Source organism: Microvirga zambiensis WSM3693 (assembly GCF_016735695.1).
In the GTDB taxonomy this organism is placed as follows: Bacteria; Pseudomonadota; Alphaproteobacteria; order Rhizobiales; family Beijerinckiaceae; genus Microvirga; species Microvirga zambiensis.
Map to the genome: position 1 here is coordinate 129,242 of NZ_JAERQD010000009.1, position 23,989 is coordinate 153,230.

Sequence of the window (23,989 nt, forward strand, 5' to 3'; positions counted from 1 at the left end):
ATGCACCTCCTTCCGGTCACAGCGATTTCCCTCGACGAAGGCTCGGAGGCCATCGACCTCCAGCAGCCGCCGGGGGATATCGTCGTCCTCTCCTTCGCGGACAGTGACCTCGGCGCGCTCGCGGCGGCGCATCGGCTGAGGGCGGGCGGCGCATCGCTCCGCCTCGCCTCCCTGCGCCGCCTGCGCCACCCCCTTTCGGTCGATCTCTACATCGAGAAGACCGCCGCCAAGGCGCGCTTCGTCCTCGTGCGCTGTCTCGGCGGCCTCGATTACTGGCGCTATGGCATCGAGCACCTGTTCCAGGCCTGCCGCTCCTATGGCGTGAAGATCGCCGTGCTGCCGGGCGACGACCGTCCCGATCCGCGGCTCGCATCCTACGCCACCGTGCCCCAAGCGCTGTGCGACGACCTGGAAGCCTATTTCCAGGCCGGCGGCATCGACAACATGCGCCGGTTGCTTGCGCGCATTGGCATGGAGATCGGTGAGAACGATCAGGCGATAGAGCCGCCGCGTGCCGCTCCGCGTGCGTTTGCGTGGGTGCCCAATCCTCTTTCCCATCACTCCAACCTCATCCTGAGGAGGGCCGCTAGGCCCGTCTCGAAGGAGGTTCCAGAGTGCACCGGATCATCCTTCGAGACGCCTGCTGCGCAGCCTCCTCAGGATGAGGTTAGAGTGACTTCTCCCTCCCCCTTGTGGGGAGGGATTAAGGGAGGGGGTGCCGGCGCTGAACTGGACCAGCATGGCGCTCACACCCCCACCTCCAACTCCTCCCCAAAAGGGGGAGGAGGGCTTGGCGCCATCATCGAACCCGAAACAGCTCTTGCCCGCCTTTCCAACGAGCGCCCCCTCGCCCATCTCCTCGTCTATCGCTCCGCCATTCTCGCAGGCGATACCAAAGCCATCGAAGCCCTTTCGGCAGCCCTCGCCGAGCGCGGCATCGATCCGCTCGTGCTTGCTGTCTCGAGCCTGAAGGATCCGGAAGCGGTCGCGGTCGTTCGGCGCGCCATTCAGGCACGGCGCCCGGATGTGATCGCGACGACAACCGCCTTCTCCTCGCGCGACGACGAGAGCTTCGTGCTCGACGAGGCCGATTGCCCGATCCTCCAGGCGATCCCGGTCGGCAGCGCGAAAGAGGCCTGGGCGGCGTCGACACGCGGTCTTTCCTCCGCCGACCTCGCCATGCAGATCGCCCTCCCCGAATTCGACGGCCGCATCGCCGCCGGTCCCATTTCGTTCAAGGCCGAAGAGACCGCGGATCCGGCGCTCGCCTTCTCGCGCCGCGTGCAGGCCCCCGATCTGGCCGGCATCGACAGCGTCGCGGGCATGGCCGCAGCCTGGGCAAGCCTCGCCCGTACGCCGCGGCACGAGCGGCGGCTCGCACTGATCCTCTCCGATTATCCTGCGCGCGGTGGGCGTGCCGGCTTCGCAGTCGGGCTCGATACATCGGCCAGCGCCTGCGCGATCCTGGATAGCCTCGAAGAAGCCGGTTATGACGCGAGGCGAGATTTCACCGGCGACGCGCTGATGCCGCGTCTCACCGAAGCGGTGGCGTCGTTCGCGGTGCCGCTATCCACCTACAGCAGATGGCTCGACGCCCTTCCCGCCGAACAGCGTGCCGCCATCGACGAGCGGTGGGGCCGGCCAGAAAACGATCCCGCCTTCGACATCGGTGCTTTCCGCTTCCGCGCGATCCGCGCGGGAAAGATTTTCGTGGCGCTGCAGCCCGACCGGGGGCACGGCCTCGACCGCAAGGGCTTTTATCACGATCCCGAATGTCCCCCGAGCCACGGCTACCTCGCCTTCTATTATGGCCTGCGCGCGCTCGAACGCATCCACGCACTCGTGCATCTCGGCACCCACGGCACAACCGAATGGCTGCCCGGCAAGGCGGTGGCGCTTTCGACGGTCTGCTGGCCGCGCCTTACCATGGGCGCGGTGCCGGTGATCTATCCCTTCATCGTCGACGATCCCGGCGAGGCTGCGCCCGCCAAGCGCCGCATCGGTGCCGTCACCATCGGCCATCTCACGCCGCCGACGATGCAGTCTGGTCTTGATGGCGAGGCGGGCGCCTTGCGCGAACTGGTCGAGGAATTCTCCTCCGCGCAGGTGCTGCACCCCGGGCGCGCCGAACTCGTGGCGAAGGAGATCCTGGAGCGCGCCAGCGCAAGCGGGCTGGCCGCCGCCTGCGGCGTCGACGACGGCATGCCCATGGACGAGGCCCTGACCCGCCTTGACGCCCATCTGTGCGATCTCGGCGAGGTCACGATCCGTGACGGGCTTCACGTCTTCGGCAGCGCCCCGGCCGGCTTCGAGGCATGCGCTGCAGGCGAGCGCGAGGGATTGCTGAACGCCCTCGACGGCCGTTTCGTCGTCCCCGGTCCTTCCGGCTCGCCCTCGCGCGGCCAGACCGATGTGCTGCCCACCGGCCGCAACCTTGCGACCCTCGATCCGCGCGCGATCCCGACCCGCGCCGCGACCGAACTCGGCGCGCGCGCGGCGGCCGAAGTGGTTCGCCGACATCTGCAGGAGGAAGGCGACTGGCCGCGCCGGATCGTGATGGATCTCTGGGCCTCGCCGACCCTGCGCTCCGGCGGCGAGGACATCGCCCATGCGCTTGCGCTCATGGGCGTGCGCCCGACCTGGGACCATGCCTCCACCCGCGTCACCGGCTTCGAGATCGTGCCGCAGCCGCTCCTCGACCGGCCGCGTGCCGACGTGACGCTCCGCGTCTCCGGCGCCTTCCGCGACACCTTCCCCGATCAGATCGCCCTGCTCGACCGGGCCGCCCGCGCCGTTGCGGCGCTGAGCGAGGACGATGAATGGAACGAGCTCGCCGCCGCCCGACGGCGGGGCGAGACGCTGTCGCGCGTTTTCGGCTCGGCGCCGGGCACCTACGGGGCCGGCGTGTCGGCACAGGCGCTCGATGGCGAATGGGAGACGAAGGACGATCTCGGCCGTACCTATCTCGACGGCACCTCCCACGCTTTCGGCTCCGCCGGCGAGGCCCATGCGGATGAAAGCTTTCCGCAGCGCGTGGGACAGGCCGAGGCCTTCGTTCATGCGAGCGACGTCGCCGAGCGCGATATCCTCGACGGCGATTCAGCCGCCGACGCCATTGGCGGCTTCGCGGCAGCGGCCAAGGCGCTCGGCTCCTCGCCTGCCCTCTATAGCCTCGACACCAGCAATCCGCAGGTGCCGAAAGCCCGCACGCTGCCTGAAGATATCGACCGCCTCGTGCGCGGACGCCTGACCAATCCGCGCTGGATCGAAGGGCAGCTGCGCCATGGCTGGTGCGGCGCGGCCGAGATCGCGCAGGGCGTCGATGCGCTGTTCGCTTTCGCCGCAACGACAGATTCCGTCCCCTCGACGACCCTGGATCTCGTCTTCAGCACCCTGATCGCCGACGAGCCGACCTGGAAGCAGATCGAGGACGCCAATCCTCCCGCCGCGCAGGCCATCTGCGACCGCCTGGCCGATGCCCGCCGGCGCGGCCTGTGGGAAAGCCGCCTCAATTCCGTTGCAGCCTTTTTCGACGATGGTCGGAAGGAGGCGGCCGAATGAGCGCGCTGTCGATCCCAAACCGCCGCCGCGGATGGTGCCCCGGAGTCCGCCGCCCGATGGAAACCGGCGACGGCCTTCTCGTGCGCCTGCACCCCTTCGGCGGCAGGCTCACAGCCAATCAGGCTCGCCTCATCGCGGAGGCTGCAGGCAAATTCGGCAACGGCCATCTCGACGTCACCGCCCGCGGGAATCTGCAGATTCGCGGGGTGAATGACGAGATCTATCCCGCGTTGCTCGCGCTCCTCGAAAGTGAGGGACTTGCCGAACCGGAGGGCGACGGCCCGAACCGGCTGACCGCGGTCTCGCCGCTCGCCGGTCTCGATCCCCATGATCGTTTCGACGCCCTCGTTCTGGCCGAAGCAATCGAGAGCGAGACGGTCTCCGTCGATGGCCTGCCGGCCAAGTTCTTCGTTGCGGTCGATGGCGGCGGCTCGATGCCTCTCGACGCGATTGGCGCCGATCTTCATCTGGCGGCGGAGGGCGGTGATACCGTAGCCTTCAGCACAGCCTCTGCAGATGGCCCGCGCAATATCGGCACATGTTCCCTCAAGCGGGCTCCGGCGGCGGCGACTTCCATCGTTTCCGGCTTTGCGCGAATGCGTCGCGAAGGGAGAACCGAGGCAGGTCGGCTGCGCGATCTGGCACCGGAGCTCGTTCGAGAGATCGTCGAGCAGGCAGGGCTCGAACCGCCCGCCGTTCCGCCCCAACGCCCGGTGCCGCAACGCGCGGGTGTATTCCAGACCCGGAGCGGAAAAGCCGTGCTGCTCGCGCTTACTTTCGGGCGCTGCAGCAGCGATCAGCTGGAGCAGGCAGCTCATTGGAGCAAGCGCTTCGGCAATGGCGAGATCCATTTTTCGTTTACGCGCGGGATCCTGCTGCCGGGCATTGCGGACAGGGATGCATCAACGCTGATTGCGGAAGCATCCCGCGCCGGCTTCATCACCGAAGCGAGCGATTCCCGCCTGTCGTTCCTCGCCTGCCCCGGCAAGCCGGATTGCGCCAATGCCCTGGTTGCCGCGCCTGCCGACGCTTCGCGCCTTGCAGGCACCTGTGGCGATCTTCTGCCGCAAGGCACCACCGTTCACGTCTCCGGCTGCCCGAAGGGCTGCGCCCATCCCGGTCGGGCCGATCTGACGCTGGTCGGCCGGGCCGACGGCCGCTATGACATCGTGCCGAACGGGACCGCCCGCGACGTTTCCTCTCTTCACCTTTCCATCGACGAGATTATGAACCGCTTATTGCCGAACGCCGCCGAACTGCGCCGCGCCTTTCCGGAGCGCATGCGATGAGCAGAACCCGCGACTATATCCGCGAGGGCGCCGAGATCTATCGCCGCTCGTTCGCGATCATCCGTGCCGAGGCCGATCTCTCGCGCTTTTCCGGCGCGGCGGAGCGGGTCGTGGTGCGCATGATCCATGCCTGCGGCATGACGGACCTGCCCCGCGATGTCGACCTCTCCGCCGATTTCGCCGACAAGGCGGAGGCGGCGCTGCGACGCGGCGCACCGATCCTGTGCGATGCCAAGATGGTGGCGAACGGCATCACCCGCGCGCGGCTGCCGGCGGAGAACGAGGTGATCTGCACTCTCGACGATCCACGCGTTCCCGCCCTCGCGGCGGAACTGGGCACCACGCGCTCCGCCGCCGCGATGGAACTGTGGCGCGAGCGGCTCGAGGGTGCGCTGGTGGTGTTCGGCAACGCGCCGACCGCGCTCTTTCATCTCCTCGAAATGCTCGATGCCGCCGCGCCGAAGCCCGCCGCCGTGATCGGCATCCCGGTCGGCTTCATCGGCGCGGCGGAATCGAAGGACGCGCTCTCCCGCGACGGCCGCGTGCCGTATCTCGTGGTGCACGGGCGGCGCGGCGGCAGCGCCATGGCGGCCGCGGCCGTCAATGCCCTCGCCAACCCGGTCGAGTGAGCCGATGACGACTCAGGCTCCCATCCGCCTCTTCGGTCTAGGCCTCGGCCCCGGCGACCCGGACTACATGACCGTGCGCGCCCGCAAGGTGCTGGAGAGCGCCGACCGGCTCGTCCATTTCTGCAAGCGCGGACGGCGCGGCAACGCGCGCAGCATTGCCGATGCCATCGTCGGCCAGAACCCGGAACGGGAAATCGCCCTCGCCTATCCGGTGACCACCGAGATCCCGGCCGAGCATCCCGATTACGCGGCCGCTCTCAATCCTTTCTACGAGGAGGCGGCGTCACGTCTCATCGCCGAGGTCGAGGCCGGACGCGTCGTGGCCGTTCTCTGCGAGGGCGATCCCTTCTTCTACGGCTCCTTCATGCATCTGTGGTGGCGGCTGAAGGACCGTATTCCAATTGAAGTGGTACCGGCTGTCACAGCCATGTCAGGCGCCTGGACCCGTGCCGGCGCGCCGATCACCTGGGGTGACGACGTGCTTACCGTGGTGCCCGGAACCCTGCCCGAGGCGGAGCTGACCCGCCGCCTCTCCGGCACCGACGCGGCCGTGGTGATGAAGCTCGGTCGCAACCTGCCGAAGGTCCGCGCAGCGCTGAAATCCGCAGGCCTCCTGGAACGTGCGATCTATGTCGAGCGCGCGACCATGGCGGAGGAAAAGATCGTTCCTCTGCCCCAATTGCCGGAGGATTTCGACGCGCCCTATTTCTCGCTGATCCTGGTGCCGGGGCAAGGGAGGCGCGTATGACGGGCCTTCTCACAATCGTCGGCCTCGGCCCGAGCGATCCACGCTGGCTGACGCCGGCGGCATCGGAGGCGCTCGCCTGCGCCACCGATCTCGTCGGCTACGGCCCCTATGTGGACCGCGTGCCGGAACGGGCGGACCAGCGCCGCCATTCATCCGATAACCGCGTCGAACTCGACCGCGCGCGCTTCGCCCTCGATCTCGCGGCGAAAGGTGCGCGCGTTGCCGTGGTTTCCGGCGGCGATCCTGGCGTCTTCGCCATGGCCGCCGCCGTCTTCGAGGCGGTCGAGAGCGGCGATCCCGAATGGCGCAGCCTCGACATCCGCGTCGAGCCCGGCATCACGGCCATGCTGGGGGCTGCGGCCCGCGTCGGCGCGCCGCTCGGCGGCGATTTCTGCGCCATGTCGCTCTCGGACAATTTGAAGCCGTGGGAAATCGTCGAGGCACGGCTGCGCGCCGCGCTCACGGCCGATTTCGTCGTGGCGCTCTACAACCCGATCTCGTCCGCCCGGCCCTGGCAGCTTGGCGCGGCTTTCAAGATCGCTACGGAGACGCGAGGCCCCGACACGCCGATCATCCTGGCGCGCGCCGTGATGCGCCCGGACGAGCGGATTGCGATCATGCCGCTCTCGAAAGTCGAAGCCTCCATGGCCGATATGTCGACATTGGTGATCATTGGCGCCACCACGACGCGGCTGATCGATCGAGGGGAAGATATTTCGCCTTACGTCTACACTCCGCGCTTTTATGGAGTGCCGCGATGAAGAGTCTCCAGCCAATCGAACGCCGCTTCCGCAGTGGCGACTTCGGCCACGTCGCGGGGCTTTTCCGGCCGCGCCACGACGATGACCGGCAGGCCGAGTGCGCGCGCCGCCGCGATCTTGGGATAGGTCGCCGCTCCGCCGGAGTTCTTCGTCACCACCACATCGACGCGCTCGCGCCGCATCAGCGCGCGCTCGGCCACCTCATCGAAAGGCGCGCGGTCGCGGATAGCGATCACGTTCGGCACCGGCAGCGCGTCGCCGATGGGCTCGATGGTGCGCACGAGATAAGTGTGCTGCGGCGCGAAGGCGAAGGGCGTGAGTTCAAGACGTCCGACAGTGAGAAAGACGCGGCGTGGCACCTCTCCCAGCGCCCGGACGGCATCCTCCATCGACGCGGCTTCGATCCATCGGTCGCCTTCCTGCGGCTCCCACGGCGGGCGACGCAGGGCAAGCAGCGGCACATCGGTCTCAGCGCAGGCTGCAGCCGCATTGCGGGACATTACGGCCGCGAAGGGATGCGTCGCGTCGACCACCGCCTCGATCCTTTCGTCCCGAAGAAAACGGGCAAGCCCCACCACGCCGCCGAAGCCGCCGATGCGGGTCGGGATCGGCAGGGGACGCGGGTCGCTGGTGCGTCCGGCCATGGACAGGAGCGGGCTGAAACAGGGATTTTCGGCGAGCAGCCCCGCAAGCGCGGAGGCTTCCGTCGTCCCGCCCAGAATGAGGATGCGCATGGCCTCCTTTTCCCTCAATTCTAGGATCGAGTCGAGCATGGCGACGACCGCTCCCTGGCTCACCATCATCGGCATCGGCGAGAATGGCCGTGCCGGGCTCTCGCCAGCCGCGCTCGACGCGCTCGATCGAGCGGAGTTCGTGATCGGCGGCGCGCGCCATCTCGCGCTGGCTGCACCTCTCAAAGCCGAAACGCTTACCTGGCCAAGCCCCTTCGCCGACGGCTATTCGATCGTTCTCGCCCGCCGCGGCCGACCGACCTGCGTCCTCGCCACCGGCGACCCGTTCCATTACGGCGTCGGCGCGGAATTGGCGCGGCTCGTCCCGGCCGACGAGATCCTCTGCCATCCGCAGCCATCCGCCTTCAGCCTCGCCGCGACGCGCATGGGCTGGTCGCTGCCGGATTGCGACTGCGTGAGCCTGCACGGACGGGCGCTGGAGCGGATCGTCCCGTACCTGCAGCCGGGCGCCCGCATCCTCACGCTCTCCTGGGATGGTTCGACTCCAGGCAGGCTCGCGGAGCTGTTGAGCGCGCGCGGGATGGGCGCCTCGGCCATCACTGTGCTCGAAGCCATGGGCGGACCGCGCGAGCACGTCCGAAGCGCCGTCGCGGATGGGTTCGACATCGCCGATATCGATGCACTCAACACTGTCGCCGTAGAAGTAGTGGCCGCTCATGATGCGCGAGTCGTCACCCTCTCACCCGGCCTGCCCGATTCCTTCTTCGAGAATGACGGTCAGCTCACCAAGGCGGAGATCCGCGCACTCACGCTTTCAGCCCTGGCGCCGAGGGCCGGCGAATTGCTGTGGGACATCGGCCTCGGCGCCGGCTCCATCGGCATCGAATGGTGCCTGCGCCATCCGCGCAACCGCTGCATAGGGATCGAGGAACGCGAGGAGCGCGCAGGGCGGGCGCGCCGCAATGCTCAGGCACTCGGCGCGACGGCGCTCGATATCCGCGTCGGCCAGGCACCGGAAGCCTTGGCCGATCTGCCGGCGCCGGATGCGGTCTTCATCGGCGGCGGCGCGTCGGAAGCAGGCGTGTTCGAGACGGCCTGGGCGGCGCTGAAGCCCGGCGGACGCCTCGTCGTCAATGCGGTCACGCTGGAAACCGAGACGCTGCTCGGCTCGCACTATGCGCAGCATGGCGGCACGATGCGGCGCCTCGCGGTCTCACGTCTCGAGCCCGTCGGCGGCATGCAGGGCTGGCGGGCGGCGATGCCCGTCACGCAATGGGTGGTGACGAAGCCATGGTCGTAGCCGGCATCGGATTTAGGCGCAGCGTCGCAGCGGACGAGATCGTGGCTCTCGTGGAGCTCGCCCTTGCCCGCGCGTCGCTTGCGCGCGATGACTTGAGCAGGCTTGCGACCGTCGATGTCCTCGCGGAGACGCCGGCGTTCCGGGAAGCGGCGCACCGTCTCAACGCAACGGCGATGCCGGTCGCCGCGCCCGCCCTCGCCGCAACGGCGCCACGCGTGCGCACGCAATCCGCGCGCTCCGTCGCGGCGCATGGAGTAGGCTCGGTCGCTGAAGCGGCGGCGCTCGCCGCCGCCGGGCCGCATGCCTACCTCATCCTGGAGCGCATCGCCTCCACATCCGCCACCTGCGCCCTCGCCCGCCCGGAGACCGGCTCATGAAAGTCCACTTCATCGGAGCGGGCCCCGGCGCCGCCGACCTCATCACCGTGCGCGGGCGCTCGCTCGTCGAGCGCTGTCCCGTCTGCCTCTATGCCGGCTCGATCGTACCGCCGGAGATCCTCTCTTGGTGCCCGCCCGGCGTCAGGCTGGTCGACACCGCTCCCCTCGATCTCGACGCCATCACCGCCGAATATGTGCGGGCGCACGAGCGGGGCGAGGACGTGGCGCGGCTCCATTCCGGTGACCTCTCGATCTGGAGCGCCATGGGCGAGCAGCTGCGGCGCCTCGATGCGCTCGGCATTCCTTATACGATCACTCCGGGCGTTCCCGCCTTCGCCGCGGCTGCAGCAGCTTTGGAGCGCGAACTGACCGTTCCGGAGGTTGGGCAATCGCTGGTGCTCACCCGCACCTCCGGCCGCGCCTCCAGCGTGCCGGAGACGGAGCGCCTTGCCGTCTTCGCCCAGACGAAGGCGACGCTCGCCATTCACCTGTCGATCCACGTGATCGAACAGGTGGTCGAGGACCTGCTACCGTTCTACGGCGCCGATTGTCCCGCCGCCGTCGTCTGGCGTGCCTCGTGGCCGGACGAGCGGGTGATCAAGGGAACGCTTTCGACGATTGCCGCGATGGTCCGCGCCGAGAAGCTCGAGCGCACCGCCCTGATCCTGGTGGGGCGGACGCTTGCGGCGAAGGATTTTAGCGACAGCGCCCTCTATTCGACCGATTACGACCGGCGCTTCCGCCCCAATGCCGGCGGGGATGTCCGATGAGCCACGAACGATTAGGCGACCGGATGGAACGGCATGCGGCCGACGCGTTGTCCGTCGCGGTCGAACACGATGATTTCGAGGGCGATCTCGGCGCCGCGCAGGGCCTTCGCAGCCGTGCGCCAGGCATACTGCGCCACGATATCGCCGAGCGGCAGGTTCAACCTGTTCGCGATCTCCAGGACCTCGAGCGCCGTATTGGCGCCCCGCGTCCGCTCGACGACGGCAGGCTCGGCCCCCGTTTCCGCCAGACGCTCCGCGAGCCATGCGAGATCGACGGCGCCGGAGCGCGAATGGAGATCGAGCAGGCCCTGCCCGAGCTTGGTCATCTTGGCGATGCCGCCGGCGATGGTGACCTTCGGCACCGGGTTGCGGCGCAGGTATTTCAGCATGCCGCCCGCGAAATCGCCCATGTCGATGAGGGCCTGCTCGGGCAGATCGTAGAGGGCCTGCACGGCCTTCTCGGAGGTCGAGCCGGTCGCTCCGGCCACGTGGTCGAGGCCGCCGGCGCGGGCGACATCGATGCCGCGATAGATGCTGTGGATCCAGGCCGAGCAGGAATAGGGAACCACCACGCCGGTGGTGCCGAGGATCGACAACCCGCCGAGGATGCCGAGACGCGGATTGAGCGTCTTCTGCGCAATCGCCTCGCCGCCCGGGATGGAAATCTCGACCTCGATATCTATCGGTCCACCGACGTTGCGGGCGACCTCCTCCAGGTTGTCGCGGATCATCTGGCGGGGGGCCGGATTGATGGCGGGTTCGCCCGGCGGCAGGGGGAGCCCGGCGCGGGTAACCGTGCCGACGCCCTCGCCGGCCCGGAAGGTCACGCCGGATCCGGGCACCCCGGAGCGGATCGTGGCGATCACCAGGGCGCCATGGGTCACATCCGGATCGTCGCCTGCATCCTTGACGATTCCGGCCCGCGCGCCGCCCTCGCAAAACTCGTGGATGGCGAGGGAGAAGGCCGGCCTTGCACCGCCAGGAAGGGCGATCTCGACGAGGTCGGGAAAGCCGCCGGTCTGCCAGCCCAGATACGCCGCCTTGGCCGCCGCCGTCGCGCAGGCGCCCGTGGTCCAGCCACGGCGCAACGGTCCGGCGGGTTTACTCTCGTCCATGCGCCCTCTTACAACGTCCCCATGAATTCCGATAGCAATCCCGGGATAGCCGGTCACGACCGGAGATCCGCATGACCGCCCTGTCCCGCCTCTCGCCTCCCTTCGCTCCGGGCACGGTCTGGCTCGTGGGCGCCGGCCCAGGCGATCCCGGCCTGCTCACGATCCATGCCTTGAACGCTCTCGCTACAGCGGATGTGATCGTCTACGACGCCCTCGTCGACCCGGCGGTGCTGTCCTTTGCCCGCGAGGGTGCTCTGCTCGAATTTGCCGGCAAGCGCGGAGGCAAGCCCTCGGCCATTCAAAGGGATATCTGCGAGCGGCTGATCCGGCTCGCCCGCGAGGGCAAACGGGTGTTGCGGCTCAAAGGCGGCGATCCCTTCATCTTCGGGCGCGGCGGCGAGGAAGCTCTTGCCCTCTCGGACGCCGGCATTCCCTTCCGCATCATCCCCGGCGTGTCGAGCGGGCTTGCTTCGCTCGCCATCCATGGCGTTCCGGCGACGATCCGCAAGACGAACCATGCGGTGATCCTCGCCACCGGCCATGCCGCGCCTGACGCCGAGATCGAATGGGCGTCGCTTGCCCGCACCGGCGCTCCCATCGTGCTCTACATGGCCGTGTCGAGCCTCCCCTCGATCGTGAAGGGCCTCATGGAGGGCGGGCTTTCCGGCGACACGCCGGCCTTGGCCGTGCATGGCGCCACGACTTCGAAGGAATGCGTGATCGAGGCCACGCTCGCGACCCTGCCGAAGCTCGCGGAAGAGGGCCTCATCCGATCCCCGGCCATCGTCGCCATCGGCGCCATCGCCGCGTTCCGCTCAGCCATCGCCAATCATCTGCTCGAATTCGGCAGCGAGGCGGCCCAGTGAGCCTCGGTCCCGGCCTCCTCGTCGCCGCGCCGCGCTCGGGATCGGGCAAGACGACAATCGTGCTCGGCCTTCAGCGGGCGCTCGCTCGACGTGGAATGAGCATTCGTGGCATGAAATGCGGTCCGGACTATATCGATCCCGCCTTCCATGCGGCGGCAACCGGGTTCCCAAGCTTCAACCTTGACAGCTTCGCCATGAGCCGCCCTCTCCTCGGCGCCATCGTCTCGGAGGCTGCCCGCTCGGCCGGCCTCGTCGTCGCGGAAGGCTCCATGGGCCTCTTCGACGGCATCCGCCAGGAGAGCGGCCGCACGGGGGCCAGCGCCGACATCGCTGCCCTCTTCGGCTGGCCGGTGGTTCTCGTGCTCGACGTCTCCGGCCATGCGCAATCGGCCGCGGCGGTAGCGCTCGGCTGCGCCCGCTTCGACCCGCGCATCGACATCGCCGGCGTGATCCTGAACAAGGTCGCGAGCGAGCGCCACCGCAGGCTGGTGGAGGACGGCATGGCCCGCATCGGGCTGCCGGTGCTCGGTGCGCTGATGCGCAACGCCGACCTGACCCTGCCCGAGCGCCATCTCGGCCTCGTCCAGGCCGGCGAGACCGAGGAGCTCGACAGCAGACTCGAGCGCCTCGCCGATGCGGTGGAAAGCGCCATCGACCTCGACCGGCTCATGGCTCTCGCCGGTCCCACGCGCCTCGATTCGGATGGCGGGGCCAAGTCCCTGCCGCCGCCGGGACACCGCATCGCGCTCGCCGCCGACCGCGCCTTCTCCTTCGTCTACCCGCATGTGCTCGCCGGCTGGCGCGCGGCCGGTGCCGAAATCGTCCCCTTCTCTCCCCTGGCCGACGAACCTCCGCCCGCCGATTGCGATGCCTGCTGGCTGCCGGGCGGTTATCCGGAGCTGCATGCCGGCCGCATCGCTGCTGCGGAGCGCTTCCTCGCCGGGCTGCGAAGCTTCGCTGAGGCGAAGCCTGTTCATGGCGAATGTGGAGGCTACATGGTGCTCGGCCGCTCTCTCGAGGACGGCGACGGGGTCGTGCATCCCATGGCCGGCCTCCTGCCGGTCGAGACGAGCTATGCCAAACGCCGGATGCATCTCGGCTACCGGGTCGCACGTCTTGCCGAAGGCGGCATGCTGGGCGCAGCGGGACAATGCCTCGTCGGCCATGAGTTCCACTACGCCTCGGTGGTCTCCAGCGACACATCACCCGGGGCAGCCTTCGCCACGATCACGGATGCGGAGGGCAACGACCTTGGCTCCGCCGGCCATCGCAACAGGCAGGTCACCGGCAGCTTCTTCCACGTCATCGCGCTTGGCTGAGGTTGCAGGCGAATTATCGCATGTTAATGCGCCCCGAGGCGGTTCGTATTCTCCTGCCAATACCCTCGGACCGAGGAGCGGCATTGTGCCGTAGCGCCGGGAAGAGACGATCAATGCCATCGTTTCGCCTCAGGCGTCCTTCTTCATCCGAGCCGCAACCCGGAAGGGGTCGGGGAGAACGATCAAGCTTGACGGTCGGCAGGCAAGATTCCTGATGGGCCTGCTGCCATCGAGTTTCCGTTCATCGCATCCCAGGGTCTTGGAGGAGCCGGTGAAAGAGGCATTCCATATCGGACAGCTCGTTCGGATCGCGAGATCTACCTCGAGCCACGGGGACCACCGCACCTATTGCATCATCTGCCTCGTCTCGGAAGAAGACGATGCTCCCCTGTATCGGATCAAGAACACGGTCGGCATCGAGCACCTCGTCAAACCCGACGAAATCGAACCGGCATCCCACACGGCCGTGCCTTAGGATTCGCTGCGTTCCTCCGTCGCCCGACTATTAGCCCATGGTAGCGGGTGACGGCACCTTGCCGTCCCCTGACCGGCACGACAGAATACCTTCAAACGAGCCCGAAAAGGGCACTGCCGGGTCAGATCGGCAGGGACGCATGACATCGATCATGCGTCAGAGGGAACGGAGCCAGACCGCGCTGCCACGGCGCGCGGGTGTCAGGGAGGAATGCCGTTGACGACGGCTGCGGATGCGCGCGCGGACACATTTCCCAAGCTCCTGGTGCGCAACGCGCGTACCCGAGCGAACCGTACCGCGTTTCGGCACAAGGATCTCGGCATCTGGCAATCCTGGACCTGGGGTGAGGTGCACGAGATCGTCCGCGCCTATGCGAGCGGCCTGCGATCCCTCGGCCTGGAGCGCGGCGGCAAGATCGCCATCGTCGGCTACAACCGTCCCTATCTCTACTGGACCATAGCCGCAGCCCAATGGCTCGGCGCGATCCCGATTCCGGTCTACGCGGATTCGGTCGCGGATGAGATGGCCTATGTGCTCAATCATGCCGAGGTGACCCACGCGGCCGTGCAGGACCAGGAGCAGGTCGACAAGATCCTCTCCGTGTCGGAGCAGCTGCCGCAGCTCAAGCATGTTCTCTACGACGAACAGAAGGGCCTGCGCGACTACGATCACAGCCGCCTGCATTCGATCCAGTCCGTCGTCGAGGAAGGCCGCGCGCGTCTCACCGAGCCGCACGAGGCTGAAGACATCGAGCGCGCGCTGCAGGACGGCAAGGGCGCAGATCTCGCCATCATCCTCTACACCTCCGGCACGACCGGACGCCCGAAGGGCGTGATGCTGACATCCGACGCGGTGATCGCCGCTGCCGAGATCGGCTGCGATTTCGACAGGCTCGACGAGACCGACGAGATCATGGCCTACCTGCCGATCGCCTGGGTCGGCGACCACATCTTCTCCTATGCACAGGCGTTTCTCGCCGGCCTGTGCGTGAATTGCCCGGAGAGCCCGGAAACCGTGGCGGAGGACCGGCGCGAGATCGGTGCGACATACGTCTTCGCGCCGCCGCGTATCTTCGAGAGCATGCTGACGCTCACCATGGTGCGCATCGAGGATGCGGGGGCTCTCAAGCGGCGCATGTTCCACACCTTCATCAACCATGCCAACAAGGTCGGCGAGAAGATCCTGAACAAGGAGCCCGGCGTCGGCCTGTGGGACCGCCTCCTCTGGCAGGTCGGCAACGTGCTCGTCTATGCGCCTTTGCGCAATCGCTTCGGCATGACCCGGGTCAAGGTCGGCTATACGGCGGGCGAGGCCATCGGGCCGGAGATCTTCCGCTTCTACCGCTCCATCGGCGTGAACCTGAAGCAGCTCTACGGGCAGACGGAGGCTTCCGTCTACATCACCATGCAGCCGAACGGCGAGATCCGCGCCGACACGGTCGGCCGCCCCGCACCACAGGTCGAGATCCGCATCGCCGACAACGGCGAGGTTCTCTATCGCTCGCCCGGCGTGTTCGTGGGCTATTACAAGGATGACGAGAAGACCGCGGAGACGAAGACGCCGGACGGCTTCGTGCATTCCGGCGACGCCGGTTTCTTCGACGCGAGCGGCCATTTGAAGATCATCGATCGGGCGAAGGACGTGGGCAAGATGCGCGACGGCGCGCTGTTCCCGCCGAAATACGTCGAGAACAAGCTGAAGTTCTACCCCAACATCAAGGAAGCGGTCTGCTTCGGCGATGGGCGCGACCATGTCGCCGCCTTCATCAACATCGACCTCGTGGCGGTGAGCAACTGGGCCGAGCGCAACGGCGTCACCTATGCCTCCTACCAAGAGCTGGCGGGCCATCCGCTCGTCTATGACATGATCGAGAAGCATGTGGACGAGGTGAACCGCTCGGTCGCCGCGGAGCCGCGCATGGGCGGCGCGCAGATCAAGCGCTTTCTCATCCTGCACAAGGAGCTCGATGCCGACGATGGCGAGTTGACGCGCACGCAGAAGGTCCGCCGAGGCTTCATTGCGGAGCGCTACGCGCCACTCATCCAGGCGCTCTACGATGGCTCGTCAGAGGCCGACATCTCGACCGAAGTCACCTTCGAGGACGGGCGCAAGGGCGTGATCTCCGCGCGGGTGAAGATCAGGGATATGAAGGTTCATCCGGCATCGGCATCCGGGCACGTTCTGGAGGCCGCAGAATGATTGTTTTTATCTCACGCTCGAACCACGACATAGCCCTCTCCCCCCTTGTGGGGGAGAGATGGAGAGGGGGGTACGGATCCACCGCCGGTCATATGTCTAGCGCCAGTCTACTAGACGATCTTCGCTTCGCGAGGCGCGCCTCGCGCGCTACCCCCCTCCCTACCCTCCCCCACAAGGGGGGAGGGATTTGGGGAGCCCACTCATGAGAGCGCCCGATAATCCCCTGCTCGCCAAGGGCGACGTACTGCTTGCCGTCGACAACGTGTCTCTCGGCTTCGGCGGCGTGAAGGCGCTGACCGATGTGTCCTTCGACATCCGCAAGAGCGAGATCCGCGCCATCATCGGGCCGAATGGCGCCGGCAAGACCTCGATGCTCAACTGCATCAACGGCTTCTATTATCCGACGGAAGGACGCATCACCTTCAAAGGCGTGAAGCGGCCGAAGATGCGCCCCTATGTGGCGGCGCGCGGCGGCATCGCCCGCACGTTCCAGAACGTCGCTTTGTTCAAGAGCATGTCGACGCTGGACAACATCATGGCCGGCCGCTCGATCAAGATGCATTCGAACTTCTTCTGGCAGCTCTTCCGCCACGGCCCGGCCATGAAGGAGGAGGTCGAGCATCGCCGCTTCGTCGAGGAGATCATCGACTTCCTCGAGATCCAGCACATCAGGAAGACCCCCGTTGGCCGCCTCCCCTACGGCCTGCAGAAGCGGGTCGAGCTCGGGCGCGCGCTTGCCATGGAGCCGGAGCTGCTGCTGCTCGACGAGCCCATGGCCGGCATGAACCTGGAAGAAAAGGAAGACATGTCGCGCTTCATCCTCGAGGTGAACCAGCAATACGGCACCACCATCGCCCTCATCGAGCACGACATGGGCGTGGTGATGGACCTCTCCGACCGGGTCGTGGTGCTGGAATACGGCCGCAAGATCGCCGACGGCACACCGGCCGCGGTCAAGGGCGACCAGCGCGTGATCGATGCCTATCTCGGCGTGGCGCATTGAGGACGCGATGATCGACATGCTCTTCAAGGTCTTCATCGAACCCTTCCTCTTCATGGTCGAGGCGCCCGATCTGCTGATCCAGACTCTCTGGGAAGGCCTCGTCTCCGGCGTGCTCTATGCATTGATCGCCCTCGGCTTCGTGCTGATCTTCAAGGCCTCCGGCGTGTTCAATTTCGCGCAAGGGATCATGGTCGTGTTCGCGGCCCTGATCCTGGTTGGCCTCTACGAGAAGGGCGTGCCGGCCTTCCTCGCGCTCATCCTCGCCGCCCTCGCCATGCTGGTGCTCGCCATGGTGGTGGAGCGCGTGGTGCTGCGGCCCCTCGTCAACCAGCCCGACATCATCCTCTTCATGGCGACCTTCGGGCTGACATACTTTCTCATCGGCTTCGGTGAGCTGATCTTCGGCGGCAGTCCGCGCGAGATGATAACGGACCAGCTCTTCCTGCCGCAGGGCACGACGGAGATCGATGCCTTCGGCGGCTCGATCCGCTTCCAGCATCTCGACATCGCCGCGGCCATCATCGCATCGATCATGATCGGCCTTTTGGCCGTTTTCTTCTCCAAGACCCGCATCGGCCGGGCGCTCCGCGCCGTGGCCGACAGCCACAAGGCAGCGCTCTCGGTCGGCATCTCGCTCAACCAGATCTGGGTGATCGTATGGTTCGCCGCCGGCATCGTGGCGCTGGTCGCCGGCATCATGTGGGGCGCGCGCTCCGGCGTTTCCTTCTCGCTCCAGATCATCGCGCTGAAGGCGCTTCCGGTCCTCATCCTCGGCGGCTTCACCTCGATCCCCGGCGCCATCATCGGCGGACTGATCATCGGCATCGGCGAGAAGATCGGCGAGTTCTACTGGGGTCCGCTCGTCGGCGGCGGTGTCGAGACCTGGCTCGCCTATGTGATCGCCCTCCTCTTCCTGCTCTACAGGCCGCAGGGTCTGTTCGGCGAAAAGATCATCGAACGGATTTAGGGAGACCTCCTCAGTGCTCTACCGCGAGGCCGGCCAGTTCAAGACGACTTACGTTGCGGACAGCGCGATCTTCCCCCTGCGCGAGGACCGGATCGGCCTCGCAATCATCATTCTCGGCGCCTACGCGCTCGCCTTCCTCGGCAACAGCTTCCTGTTGCAGGCGGTGATGATTCCGTTCCTGGTGTTCTCGCTCGCCGCCATCGGGCTCAACATCCTCACCGGCTATACGGGTCTGCTGTCGCTCGGCACGGGCGCCTTCATGGGCGTGGGCGCCTATGCCTGCTACAAGCTGATGACGGCATTTCCGGGCGTGAACGTGATCGTCTGGATCTTCGTCTCCGGCTTCTTCTCCGCCGCCATCGGGGCTCTCTTCGGCCTGCCGTCCCTGCGCATCAAGGGCTTCTATCTCGCGGTCGCGACGCTTGCGGCGCAGTTCTTCCTGCAATGGTGCTTCATCCGCATTCCGTGGCTGGTCAACTACAACGTCTCCGGCGCCCTCGATGCGCCGCTTCGCACGCTCTTCGGCATCCCGATCATCGGTCCGAACGCCACGCCGCAGACGCGCTATCTCGTGGTGCTGACCATCGTGATCGTGCTCACCTGGATCGCCTCGAACCTCGTCCATGGCCGCATCGGGCGCATGTGGATCGCCATCCGCGACATGGATCTCGCGGCCGAGCTCATGGGCATCCGTCCGCTGCAGACCAAGCTTCTGGCCTTCGCGGTCTCTTCCTATTACTGCGGCGTCGCCGGCGCGCTCCTCGTCTTCCTCTGGTATGGCGGCGCGGAATACGACGTGTTCAACATCAACCAGTCCTTCTTCATCCTGTTCATGGTGATCATCGGCGGATTGGGCAGCCTGATCGGCTCGTTCTTCGGCGCGGCGCTCATCTTCATCCTGCCGATCGTGCTCGGCATCGTGCTGCCGGCCATGTTCGAGCCCTTCGGAATCTCGGTCGCCGCCGACGTCATCGAGCATCTCCGCTTCATGATCGTGGGCGCGCTCATCATCTTTTTCCTGATCGTCGAACCGCACGGCCTCGCGCGGCTCTGGCAGATCGGCAAGCAGAAGCTCCTGGTCTGGCCGTTCCCCTACTGACGGCGGACCGCAAGGAGACGAGACACGAAACAAGAATTCGGCCTCGGCCGATGCAACGGGAGGAAACGAAGAAATGTCGTTTCGAAAGTTAGGTCTTGGATTAGCCGCTGCGACGATGCTCGCCGGCATGGCGCTACCTGCCTTTGCGCAGGACTCCGTCTATGTGCCCCTCTTCACCTACCGCACCGGCCCCTTCGCCGGATCCGGCACCCCCATCGCCGACGGCATGCACGATTACCTGCGCATGCTCAACGAACGCGACGGCGGCATCGGCGGCGTCAAGCTCGTTCTCGAGGAATGCGAGACCGGCTACGACACCAAGAAGGGCGTCGAATGCTATGAAGCGGTGAAGGGCAAGAACCCCGTCGTCGTCAATCCATGGTCGACCGGCATCACCCTGCCGCTGATCCCGCGCGCTTCCGTCGACAAGATCCCGATCCTGTCCATGGCCTACGGCCTCTCGGCCTCGGCCCGCGGCGACATCTTCCCCTGGGTCTTCAATCCGCCGGCCACCTATTGGGACGGCATGTCGATGCTCATCAAGTATATCGGCGAGAAGGAAGGCGGCCTCGACAAGCTGAAGGGCAAGAAGATCGGCTTCCTGCATCTCGATGCCAGCTTCGGCAAGGAGCCGATCCCGCTGCTCCAGGAACTGTCGAAGGAACTCGGCTTCGAGGTGGCGCTCTATCCGGTCGCCGCGCAGGACATGCAGAACCAGTCCTCGCAATGGCTCAGCGCCCGCCGCGACCGGCCCGACTACATGATCATGTGGGGCTGGGGCTCGATGAACGGCGCGGCCGTGAAGGAAGCCGTGCGCTCGGGCTATCCGATCGACAAGTTCTACTCGGTCTGGTGGCCCGGTGAGGACGACGCCCGAGCCGGCGGCGCCGGCGCCAAGGGATTCAAGATGCTCAACTGGCATGCGGTGGGCGCGAACTTCCCTGCCATCCAGGACATCCAGAAGCACGTGGTCGACAAGGGCCTGTCGAAGGCGCCCAAGGACAAGGTCGGCGAACTCCTCTACAACCGCGGCATCTACAACTCGCTGCTGATCGCGGAGGGCATTGCCCAGGCCCAGAAGCTCACGGGCAAGAAGGTCGTGACCGGCGAGGACGTGCGCCGCGGCATGGAGAACATCAAGCTCGATCCGGCACGCCTGAAGGCGCTCGGGCTCGAGGGCTTCACCGACCAGCTCGTCCTCTCCTGCGCGGACCATAACGGCCACCGCGCCGCCTTCATGCAGGAATGGGACGGCACGAAATGGGTGAAGATCTCGAATCCCATCGAGCCGATGACCGACCGGGTTAAGGGCCAGCTCGATGCGGCCGCGAAGGACTATGCCGAGAAGAACGCCGGTTGGCCCAAGCGGAGCGAGGCCTGCGACAAGGCGAGCTGATTTAAGCGCAACCTAAACCCTCTCCCCACCGATCCCGGGTGTTCCCGGGATCGGCATGATAGGTGCACAAGTCGGGAGCACCCGACTTGTGTGCGGGAGAGGGTGACCTGCAAAGCAGGTCGGGAGAGGGGGCGTTTGACGTCGAGCACAGCCCCTCTCCCGGCTCACTCCGTTCGCCACCCTCTCCCGCGAAGGGGAGAGGGCTGGGAGGATTTGATGACCGCCGCCCTTCAACCCGCCCCCGCAACCGTCCTCACGGTCAACAACATCGAGGTCGTCTACGACCACGTGATCCTCGTGCTGAAGGGCGTGTCGCTCAATGTGCCCAAGGGCGGCATCGTCGCTCTGCTCGGCGCGAACGGCGCCGGCAAGACCACTACCCTGAAAGCGATCTCCAACCTGCTGCGCGCCGAACGCGGCGAGGTCACTAAGGGATCGATCGAGTTCAACGGCGAGCGCGTCGACAAGCTCTCGCCCAACGAGCTGGTGCGGCGCGGCTGCATCCAGGTTCTCGAAGGCCGCCACTGCTTCGGCCATCTCACCATCGAGGAGAACCTGCTCACCGGAGCCTTCACGCGCCGCGACGGCAATGCCGCCATCCGCCGCGACATCGAGGCGATCTACGAATACTTCCCGCGCCTCAAGCAGCGGCGCACATCGATGGCGGGCTACACGTCAGGCGGCGAGCAGCAGATGTGCGCCATCGGCCGGGCGATGATGTCGAAGCCTTCCATGATCCTGCTGGACGAGCCGTCCATGGGATTGGCGCCGCAGATCGTGGAGGAGATCTTCGAGATCGTGCACAAGCTCAACGCGACGGAGGGCGTGTCCTTCCTGCTTGCGGAGCAGAACACCAACATGGCGCTCAAATACGCCACCTACGGCTACATCCTGGAGACGGGACGCGTGGTGATGGACGGGCCCGCACAGATGCTGCGCGAGAACGAGGACGTGAAGGAGTTCTATCTCGGCGTGTCGGAGGGCGACCGCAAGTCGTTCCGTGCCGTGAAAAGCTACAAGCGCCGCAAGCGATGGCTGGCATGAGGGTGCGGTGCACCGAGATGCACTTGACGCTTCATAATAACATTTTCTACCGTCGAAACCCGTGAGCGCGCGACGACTCACGCGGTTTCTTCATGGGGGCAATCAATGGACTTCGGACAAGCGGTCAAAACCTGTCTCAACAAATACGCGACGTTCTCGGGGCGCGCGCAGCGCTCCGAGTACTGGTATTTCTTTCTGTTCACGGCGGCCGTCAACATCGTGGCGAGCGTATTGGATGCAGCCGTCTTCGGCGACACGCCGGTCTTTTACCTGATCGCCACACTGGCGCTCATCCTTCCCAGCGTCGCTGCCGGCATACGACGCCTGCACGACACGGACAAGTCGGGCTGGTGGCTCCTGATCAGCCTCGTCCCGGTGATCGGCATCATCGTCCTGATCGTGTTCTTCTGCCAGCGAGGAACGGTGGGTGCGAACCGGTTTGGACCCGACCCGCTGCAAGGATCCCGTTCGAACACGCTTCGCGCCGGCATCTGATTCTCTTGCCGCGACGCAGAAGCACGCCATCTTTCGCCTGTCGTCGGGCCCGGATCCGGCCGACGACAGGCTCGAGGCAAACAACCTTTCAGCGAGGGCAGGCTCTTGGCAGATCACTACGACGATCTCGAATCCCGCGATCCCGCCCAGCGCGAAGCCGCTCTTTTCACGCGCCTGCAGGACATCCTGCGGCATGCGGCCAGAGCGCCCGCCTATGCCGAACGGTTGAAAGGCATCGATCCTGCGGATATCACGAACCGTGACGCACTCTCGACGCTGCCCGTGCTGCGCAAGGCCGAATTGCCGGCTTTGCAAAAGGCCGCCCTGCCCTTCGGAGGTTTCGTTTCCGATGTGCCGGGCTCGTTCGGCCGCCTCTTCACCTCGCCCGGTCCGATCTTCGAGCCGGAATCGGCGGCGTCCGATCCCTGGCGTTCCGCGCGCGGCCTCTATGCCGCCGGCTTCCGGCGGGGCGACGTGGTGCTCAACACTTTCAGCTATCACCTGACGCCAGGCGGGTTCATCATGGATTCCGGAGCGCGCGCTCTCGGCTGCGCTGTCATCCCGGCGGGTCCCGGCAACACGGAGCAGCAATTCGAGCTGATCGAGGCCTATCGTCCGGTCGCCTATTGCGGCACGCCGGATTTCCTCAAGATCCTGCTCGACGGTGCCGCAGCTGCAGGCAGAGACGTTTCATCGATCAGGCGGGCGCTCGTGTCCGGCGCCGCGTTCCCGAAATCGCTGCAGGAGGAATTCTCTGCAAAGGGCATCGAAGCCTATCAGGCCTATGCCACCGCAGATCTCGGCTTCATCGCCTATGAGACGGCCGCCCGCGACGGCCTCGTCGTCAACGAGGACATCATCGTCGAGATCGTTCGTCCCGGCACGGGCGATCCGGTGCCGGAAGGCGAGGTTGGAGAAATCGTCGTGACGACGCTCGATCCGCATCATCCCTTCATCCGTCTCGCGTTAGGCGATCTCACGGCGGCGATGGCGGGCAGGAGCGCCTGCGGACGAACCAACATGCGCATCAAGGGTTGGATGGGACGCGCGGATCAGGCCACGAAGATCAAGGGCATGTTCGTGAGACCGGAGCAGGTCGCCGAGATCGGCCGGCGTCACCCTGAACTCGGCCGCCTGCGCCTCGTCGTCACCCGCGACGGCGAGACGGATGTGATGACGCTCAATGCAGAGGCCACCGCGCCGAGCGATGCACTCGCTTCCGCAGTCGGGGCGACGCTTCACAGCATCGCCAAACTGAAAGGCACGATCGCTTTTGCGGCTCCAGGGACGTTGCCCAACGACGGCAAGGTCATCGCGGACGAGCGCAAGTATGACTGATACGCTCTGTTATTCGGCAAGCCGGCTTTGCAGGGATGCAAGAGCGGCCAAGCTTCGGCGCCTTGAACGGGAGAGACGCTGTTCCTATGCTCAAGCTTGTCAGCGATTCGAAAGAGACCGGAAAAGGCAATAAGTTCAAAAAGAAAGAGCACCCGTTCGGGTGCTCGAAGGTGTCCGGCCGTAGGGGCAAAAAGACCGGAGATCCCTATAAACGCCGATCGCCGAAGTAGGTTCCAAAGAATTTTCAAAAATTATTACAGCCAAGCCCACGCCTCATTGAGGTCACGTTTTCGGAGTCTGGCTTAGCTTCCCGTGGGGGCAAACACGGGCCGGGGCCGCGACCAAAGATCCTCTCGCAGGACGGTCGCGGCCTTTTTCTTTTCCAGCTTTGAAAATCGCGCAGGTTTACACTGCGATCAAAGAAAAAAGGCCCGGAATGCTCCGGGCCTTTTCTATGAGTGGTGGTGAACGCTTAGTAGGTGCCGAACTTGAAGTTCAGCTTTGCGCGCGCCACGAAGAAGTCGTTGTCGTCGCTGCCGACGGCGG

The 23,989-nt window shown here is 66.1% G+C and carries 21 protein-coding genes; 19 read left to right on the forward strand and 2 right to left on the reverse strand.

The window, feature by feature from the left end:
• From cobN to cobJ, 5 genes are read left to right on the forward strand one after another with little or no spacing between them, the layout of a single operon-like run.
• Nucleotides 1-3,561: a cobaltochelatase subunit CobN gene (cobN, locus tag JKL46_RS09825; protein ID WP_201832390.1), complete on the forward strand. Its 3,561-nt coding sequence runs from the start codon at nucleotides 1-3 to the stop codon at nucleotides 3,559-3,561.
• The gene (gene cobG / locus JKL46_RS09830; RefSeq protein ID WP_201832392.1) at nucleotides 3,558-4,850 is read left to right on the forward strand and encodes a precorrin-3B synthase; all 1,293 of its coding nucleotides are present in this window, start codon (nucleotides 3,558-3,560) and stop codon (nucleotides 4,848-4,850) included. The genes cobN and cobG overlap by 4 nt, the downstream gene beginning before the upstream one ends.
• Complete coding sequence (locus JKL46_RS09835) at nucleotides 4,847-5,479, forward strand: precorrin-8X methylmutase (protein ID WP_201832394.1); 633 nt, start codon at nucleotides 4,847-4,849, stop codon at nucleotides 5,477-5,479. The genes cobG and JKL46_RS09835 overlap by 4 nt, the downstream gene beginning before the upstream one ends.
• Nucleotides 5,480-5,483: 4 nt before the next feature.
• Nucleotides 5,484-6,227, forward strand: coding sequence for a precorrin-2 C(20)-methyltransferase (locus JKL46_RS09840; protein ID WP_201832396.1), 744 nt, complete (start codon nucleotides 5,484-5,486; stop codon nucleotides 6,225-6,227).
• The gene (gene cobJ / locus JKL46_RS09845; RefSeq protein ID WP_201832398.1) at nucleotides 6,224-6,988 is read left to right on the forward strand and encodes a precorrin-3B C(17)-methyltransferase; all 765 of its coding nucleotides are present in this window, start codon (nucleotides 6,224-6,226) and stop codon (nucleotides 6,986-6,988) included. The genes JKL46_RS09840 and cobJ overlap by 4 nt, the downstream gene beginning before the upstream one ends.
• Here the strand turns inward: cobJ and JKL46_RS09850 are convergent.
• Nucleotides 6,970-7,722, reverse strand: a complete 753-nt coding sequence (locus JKL46_RS09850) for a cobalt-precorrin-6A reductase (RefSeq protein ID WP_201832448.1) — start codon at nucleotides 7,720-7,722, stop codon at nucleotides 6,970-6,972. The genes cobJ and JKL46_RS09850 overlap by 19 nt on opposite strands.
• Nucleotides 7,723-7,759: 37 nt before the next feature.
• Here JKL46_RS09850 and cbiE point away from each other — a divergent pair, with 37 nt between their 5' ends.
• Genes cbiE through cobM form a run of 3 tightly spaced genes read left to right on the forward strand, consistent with a single transcriptional unit; the run spans nucleotide 7,760 to nucleotide 10,127 of the window.
• Complete coding sequence (cbiE, locus tag JKL46_RS09855) at nucleotides 7,760-8,980, forward strand: precorrin-6y C5,15-methyltransferase (decarboxylating) subunit CbiE (protein WP_201832399.1); 1,221 nt, start codon at nucleotides 7,760-7,762, stop codon at nucleotides 8,978-8,980.
• The gene (locus JKL46_RS09860) at nucleotides 8,971-9,357 is read left to right on the forward strand and encodes a cobalamin biosynthesis protein (RefSeq protein WP_246529229.1); all 387 of its coding nucleotides are present in this window, start codon (nucleotides 8,971-8,973) and stop codon (nucleotides 9,355-9,357) included. The genes cbiE and JKL46_RS09860 overlap by 10 nt, the downstream gene beginning before the upstream one ends.
• Nucleotides 9,354-10,127 carry a precorrin-4 C(11)-methyltransferase gene (cobM, locus tag JKL46_RS09865; protein WP_201832401.1) on the forward strand — a complete coding sequence of 258 codons (774 nt, stop codon included), beginning with the start codon at nucleotides 9,354-9,356 and terminating at the stop codon, nucleotides 10,125-10,127. Before JKL46_RS09860 ends, cobM begins: the two co-directional genes overlap by 4 nt.
• Before the next feature lie 11 nt (nucleotides 10,128-10,138).
• Here cobM and JKL46_RS09870 read toward each other — a convergent pair whose 3' ends face one another.
• Nucleotides 10,139-11,242, reverse strand: a complete 1,104-nt coding sequence (locus tag JKL46_RS09870) for a cobalt-precorrin-5B (C(1))-methyltransferase (protein WP_201832402.1) — start codon at nucleotides 11,240-11,242, stop codon at nucleotides 10,139-10,141.
• A 71-nt stretch (nucleotides 11,243-11,313) separates the two neighbouring features.
• Here JKL46_RS09870 and cobA point away from each other — a divergent pair, with 71 nt between their 5' ends.
• The 11 genes from cobA (at nucleotide 11,314) to JKL46_RS09925 (ending at nucleotide 23,443) form a co-directional block, all read left to right on the forward strand.
• Nucleotides 11,314-12,108, forward strand: coding sequence for a uroporphyrinogen-III C-methyltransferase (gene cobA / locus JKL46_RS09875; protein ID WP_201832403.1), 795 nt, complete (start codon nucleotides 11,314-11,316; stop codon nucleotides 12,106-12,108).
• A complete protein-coding gene (locus tag JKL46_RS09880) occupies nucleotides 12,105-13,427 on the forward strand; it encodes a cobyrinic acid a,c-diamide synthase CobB (RefSeq protein WP_201832404.1) in 1,323 nt (440 codons plus the stop codon). The genes cobA and JKL46_RS09880 overlap by 4 nt, the downstream gene beginning before the upstream one ends.
• A gap of 271 nt (nucleotides 13,428-13,698) precedes the next feature.
• Entirely contained in the window at nucleotides 13,699-13,902 is a 204-nt protein-coding gene (locus JKL46_RS09885) for a hypothetical protein (protein ID WP_201832406.1), read from the forward strand.
• A gap of 210 nt (nucleotides 13,903-14,112) precedes the next feature.
• Nucleotides 14,113-16,101, forward strand: a complete 1,989-nt coding sequence (locus tag JKL46_RS09890) for an AMP-dependent synthetase/ligase (protein ID WP_201832409.1) — start codon at nucleotides 14,113-14,115, stop codon at nucleotides 16,099-16,101.
• A gap of 202 nt (nucleotides 16,102-16,303) precedes the next feature.
• The gene (locus JKL46_RS09895) at nucleotides 16,304-17,104 is read left to right on the forward strand and encodes an ABC transporter ATP-binding protein (RefSeq protein ID WP_201832410.1); all 801 of its coding nucleotides are present in this window, start codon (nucleotides 16,304-16,306) and stop codon (nucleotides 17,102-17,104) included.
• A gap of 16 nt (nucleotides 17,105-17,120) precedes the next feature.
• Nucleotides 17,121-18,071 carry a branched-chain amino acid ABC transporter permease gene (locus tag JKL46_RS09900; protein WP_246529236.1) on the forward strand — a complete coding sequence of 317 codons (951 nt, stop codon included), beginning with the start codon at nucleotides 17,121-17,123 and terminating at the stop codon, nucleotides 18,069-18,071.
• 13 nt (nucleotides 18,072-18,084) lie between these two features.
• Nucleotides 18,085-19,170: an ABC transporter permease subunit gene (locus JKL46_RS09905; RefSeq protein WP_201832412.1), complete on the forward strand. Its 1,086-nt coding sequence runs from the start codon at nucleotides 18,085-18,087 to the stop codon at nucleotides 19,168-19,170.
• Nucleotides 19,171-19,243: 73 nt separating this feature from the next.
• Nucleotides 19,244-20,566: an ABC transporter substrate-binding protein gene (locus JKL46_RS09910; RefSeq protein ID WP_201832415.1), complete on the forward strand. Its 1,323-nt coding sequence runs from the start codon at nucleotides 19,244-19,246 to the stop codon at nucleotides 20,564-20,566.
• 216 nt (nucleotides 20,567-20,782) lie between these two features.
• On the forward strand, nucleotides 20,783-21,610 hold the full coding sequence (locus JKL46_RS09915; RefSeq protein ID WP_201832417.1) for an ABC transporter ATP-binding protein: 828 nt from the start codon (nucleotides 20,783-20,785) through the stop codon (nucleotides 21,608-21,610).
• Nucleotides 21,611-21,715: 105 nt separating this feature from the next.
• Nucleotides 21,716-22,105, forward strand: a complete 390-nt coding sequence (locus tag JKL46_RS09920; RefSeq protein WP_201832419.1) for a DUF805 domain-containing protein — start codon at nucleotides 21,716-21,718, stop codon at nucleotides 22,103-22,105.
• A gap of 105 nt (nucleotides 22,106-22,210) precedes the next feature.
• The gene (locus JKL46_RS09925; RefSeq protein WP_201832420.1) at nucleotides 22,211-23,443 is read left to right on the forward strand and encodes a phenylacetate--CoA ligase family protein; all 1,233 of its coding nucleotides are present in this window, start codon (nucleotides 22,211-22,213) and stop codon (nucleotides 23,441-23,443) included.
• Nucleotides 23,444-23,989: the final 546 nt, after the last annotated feature.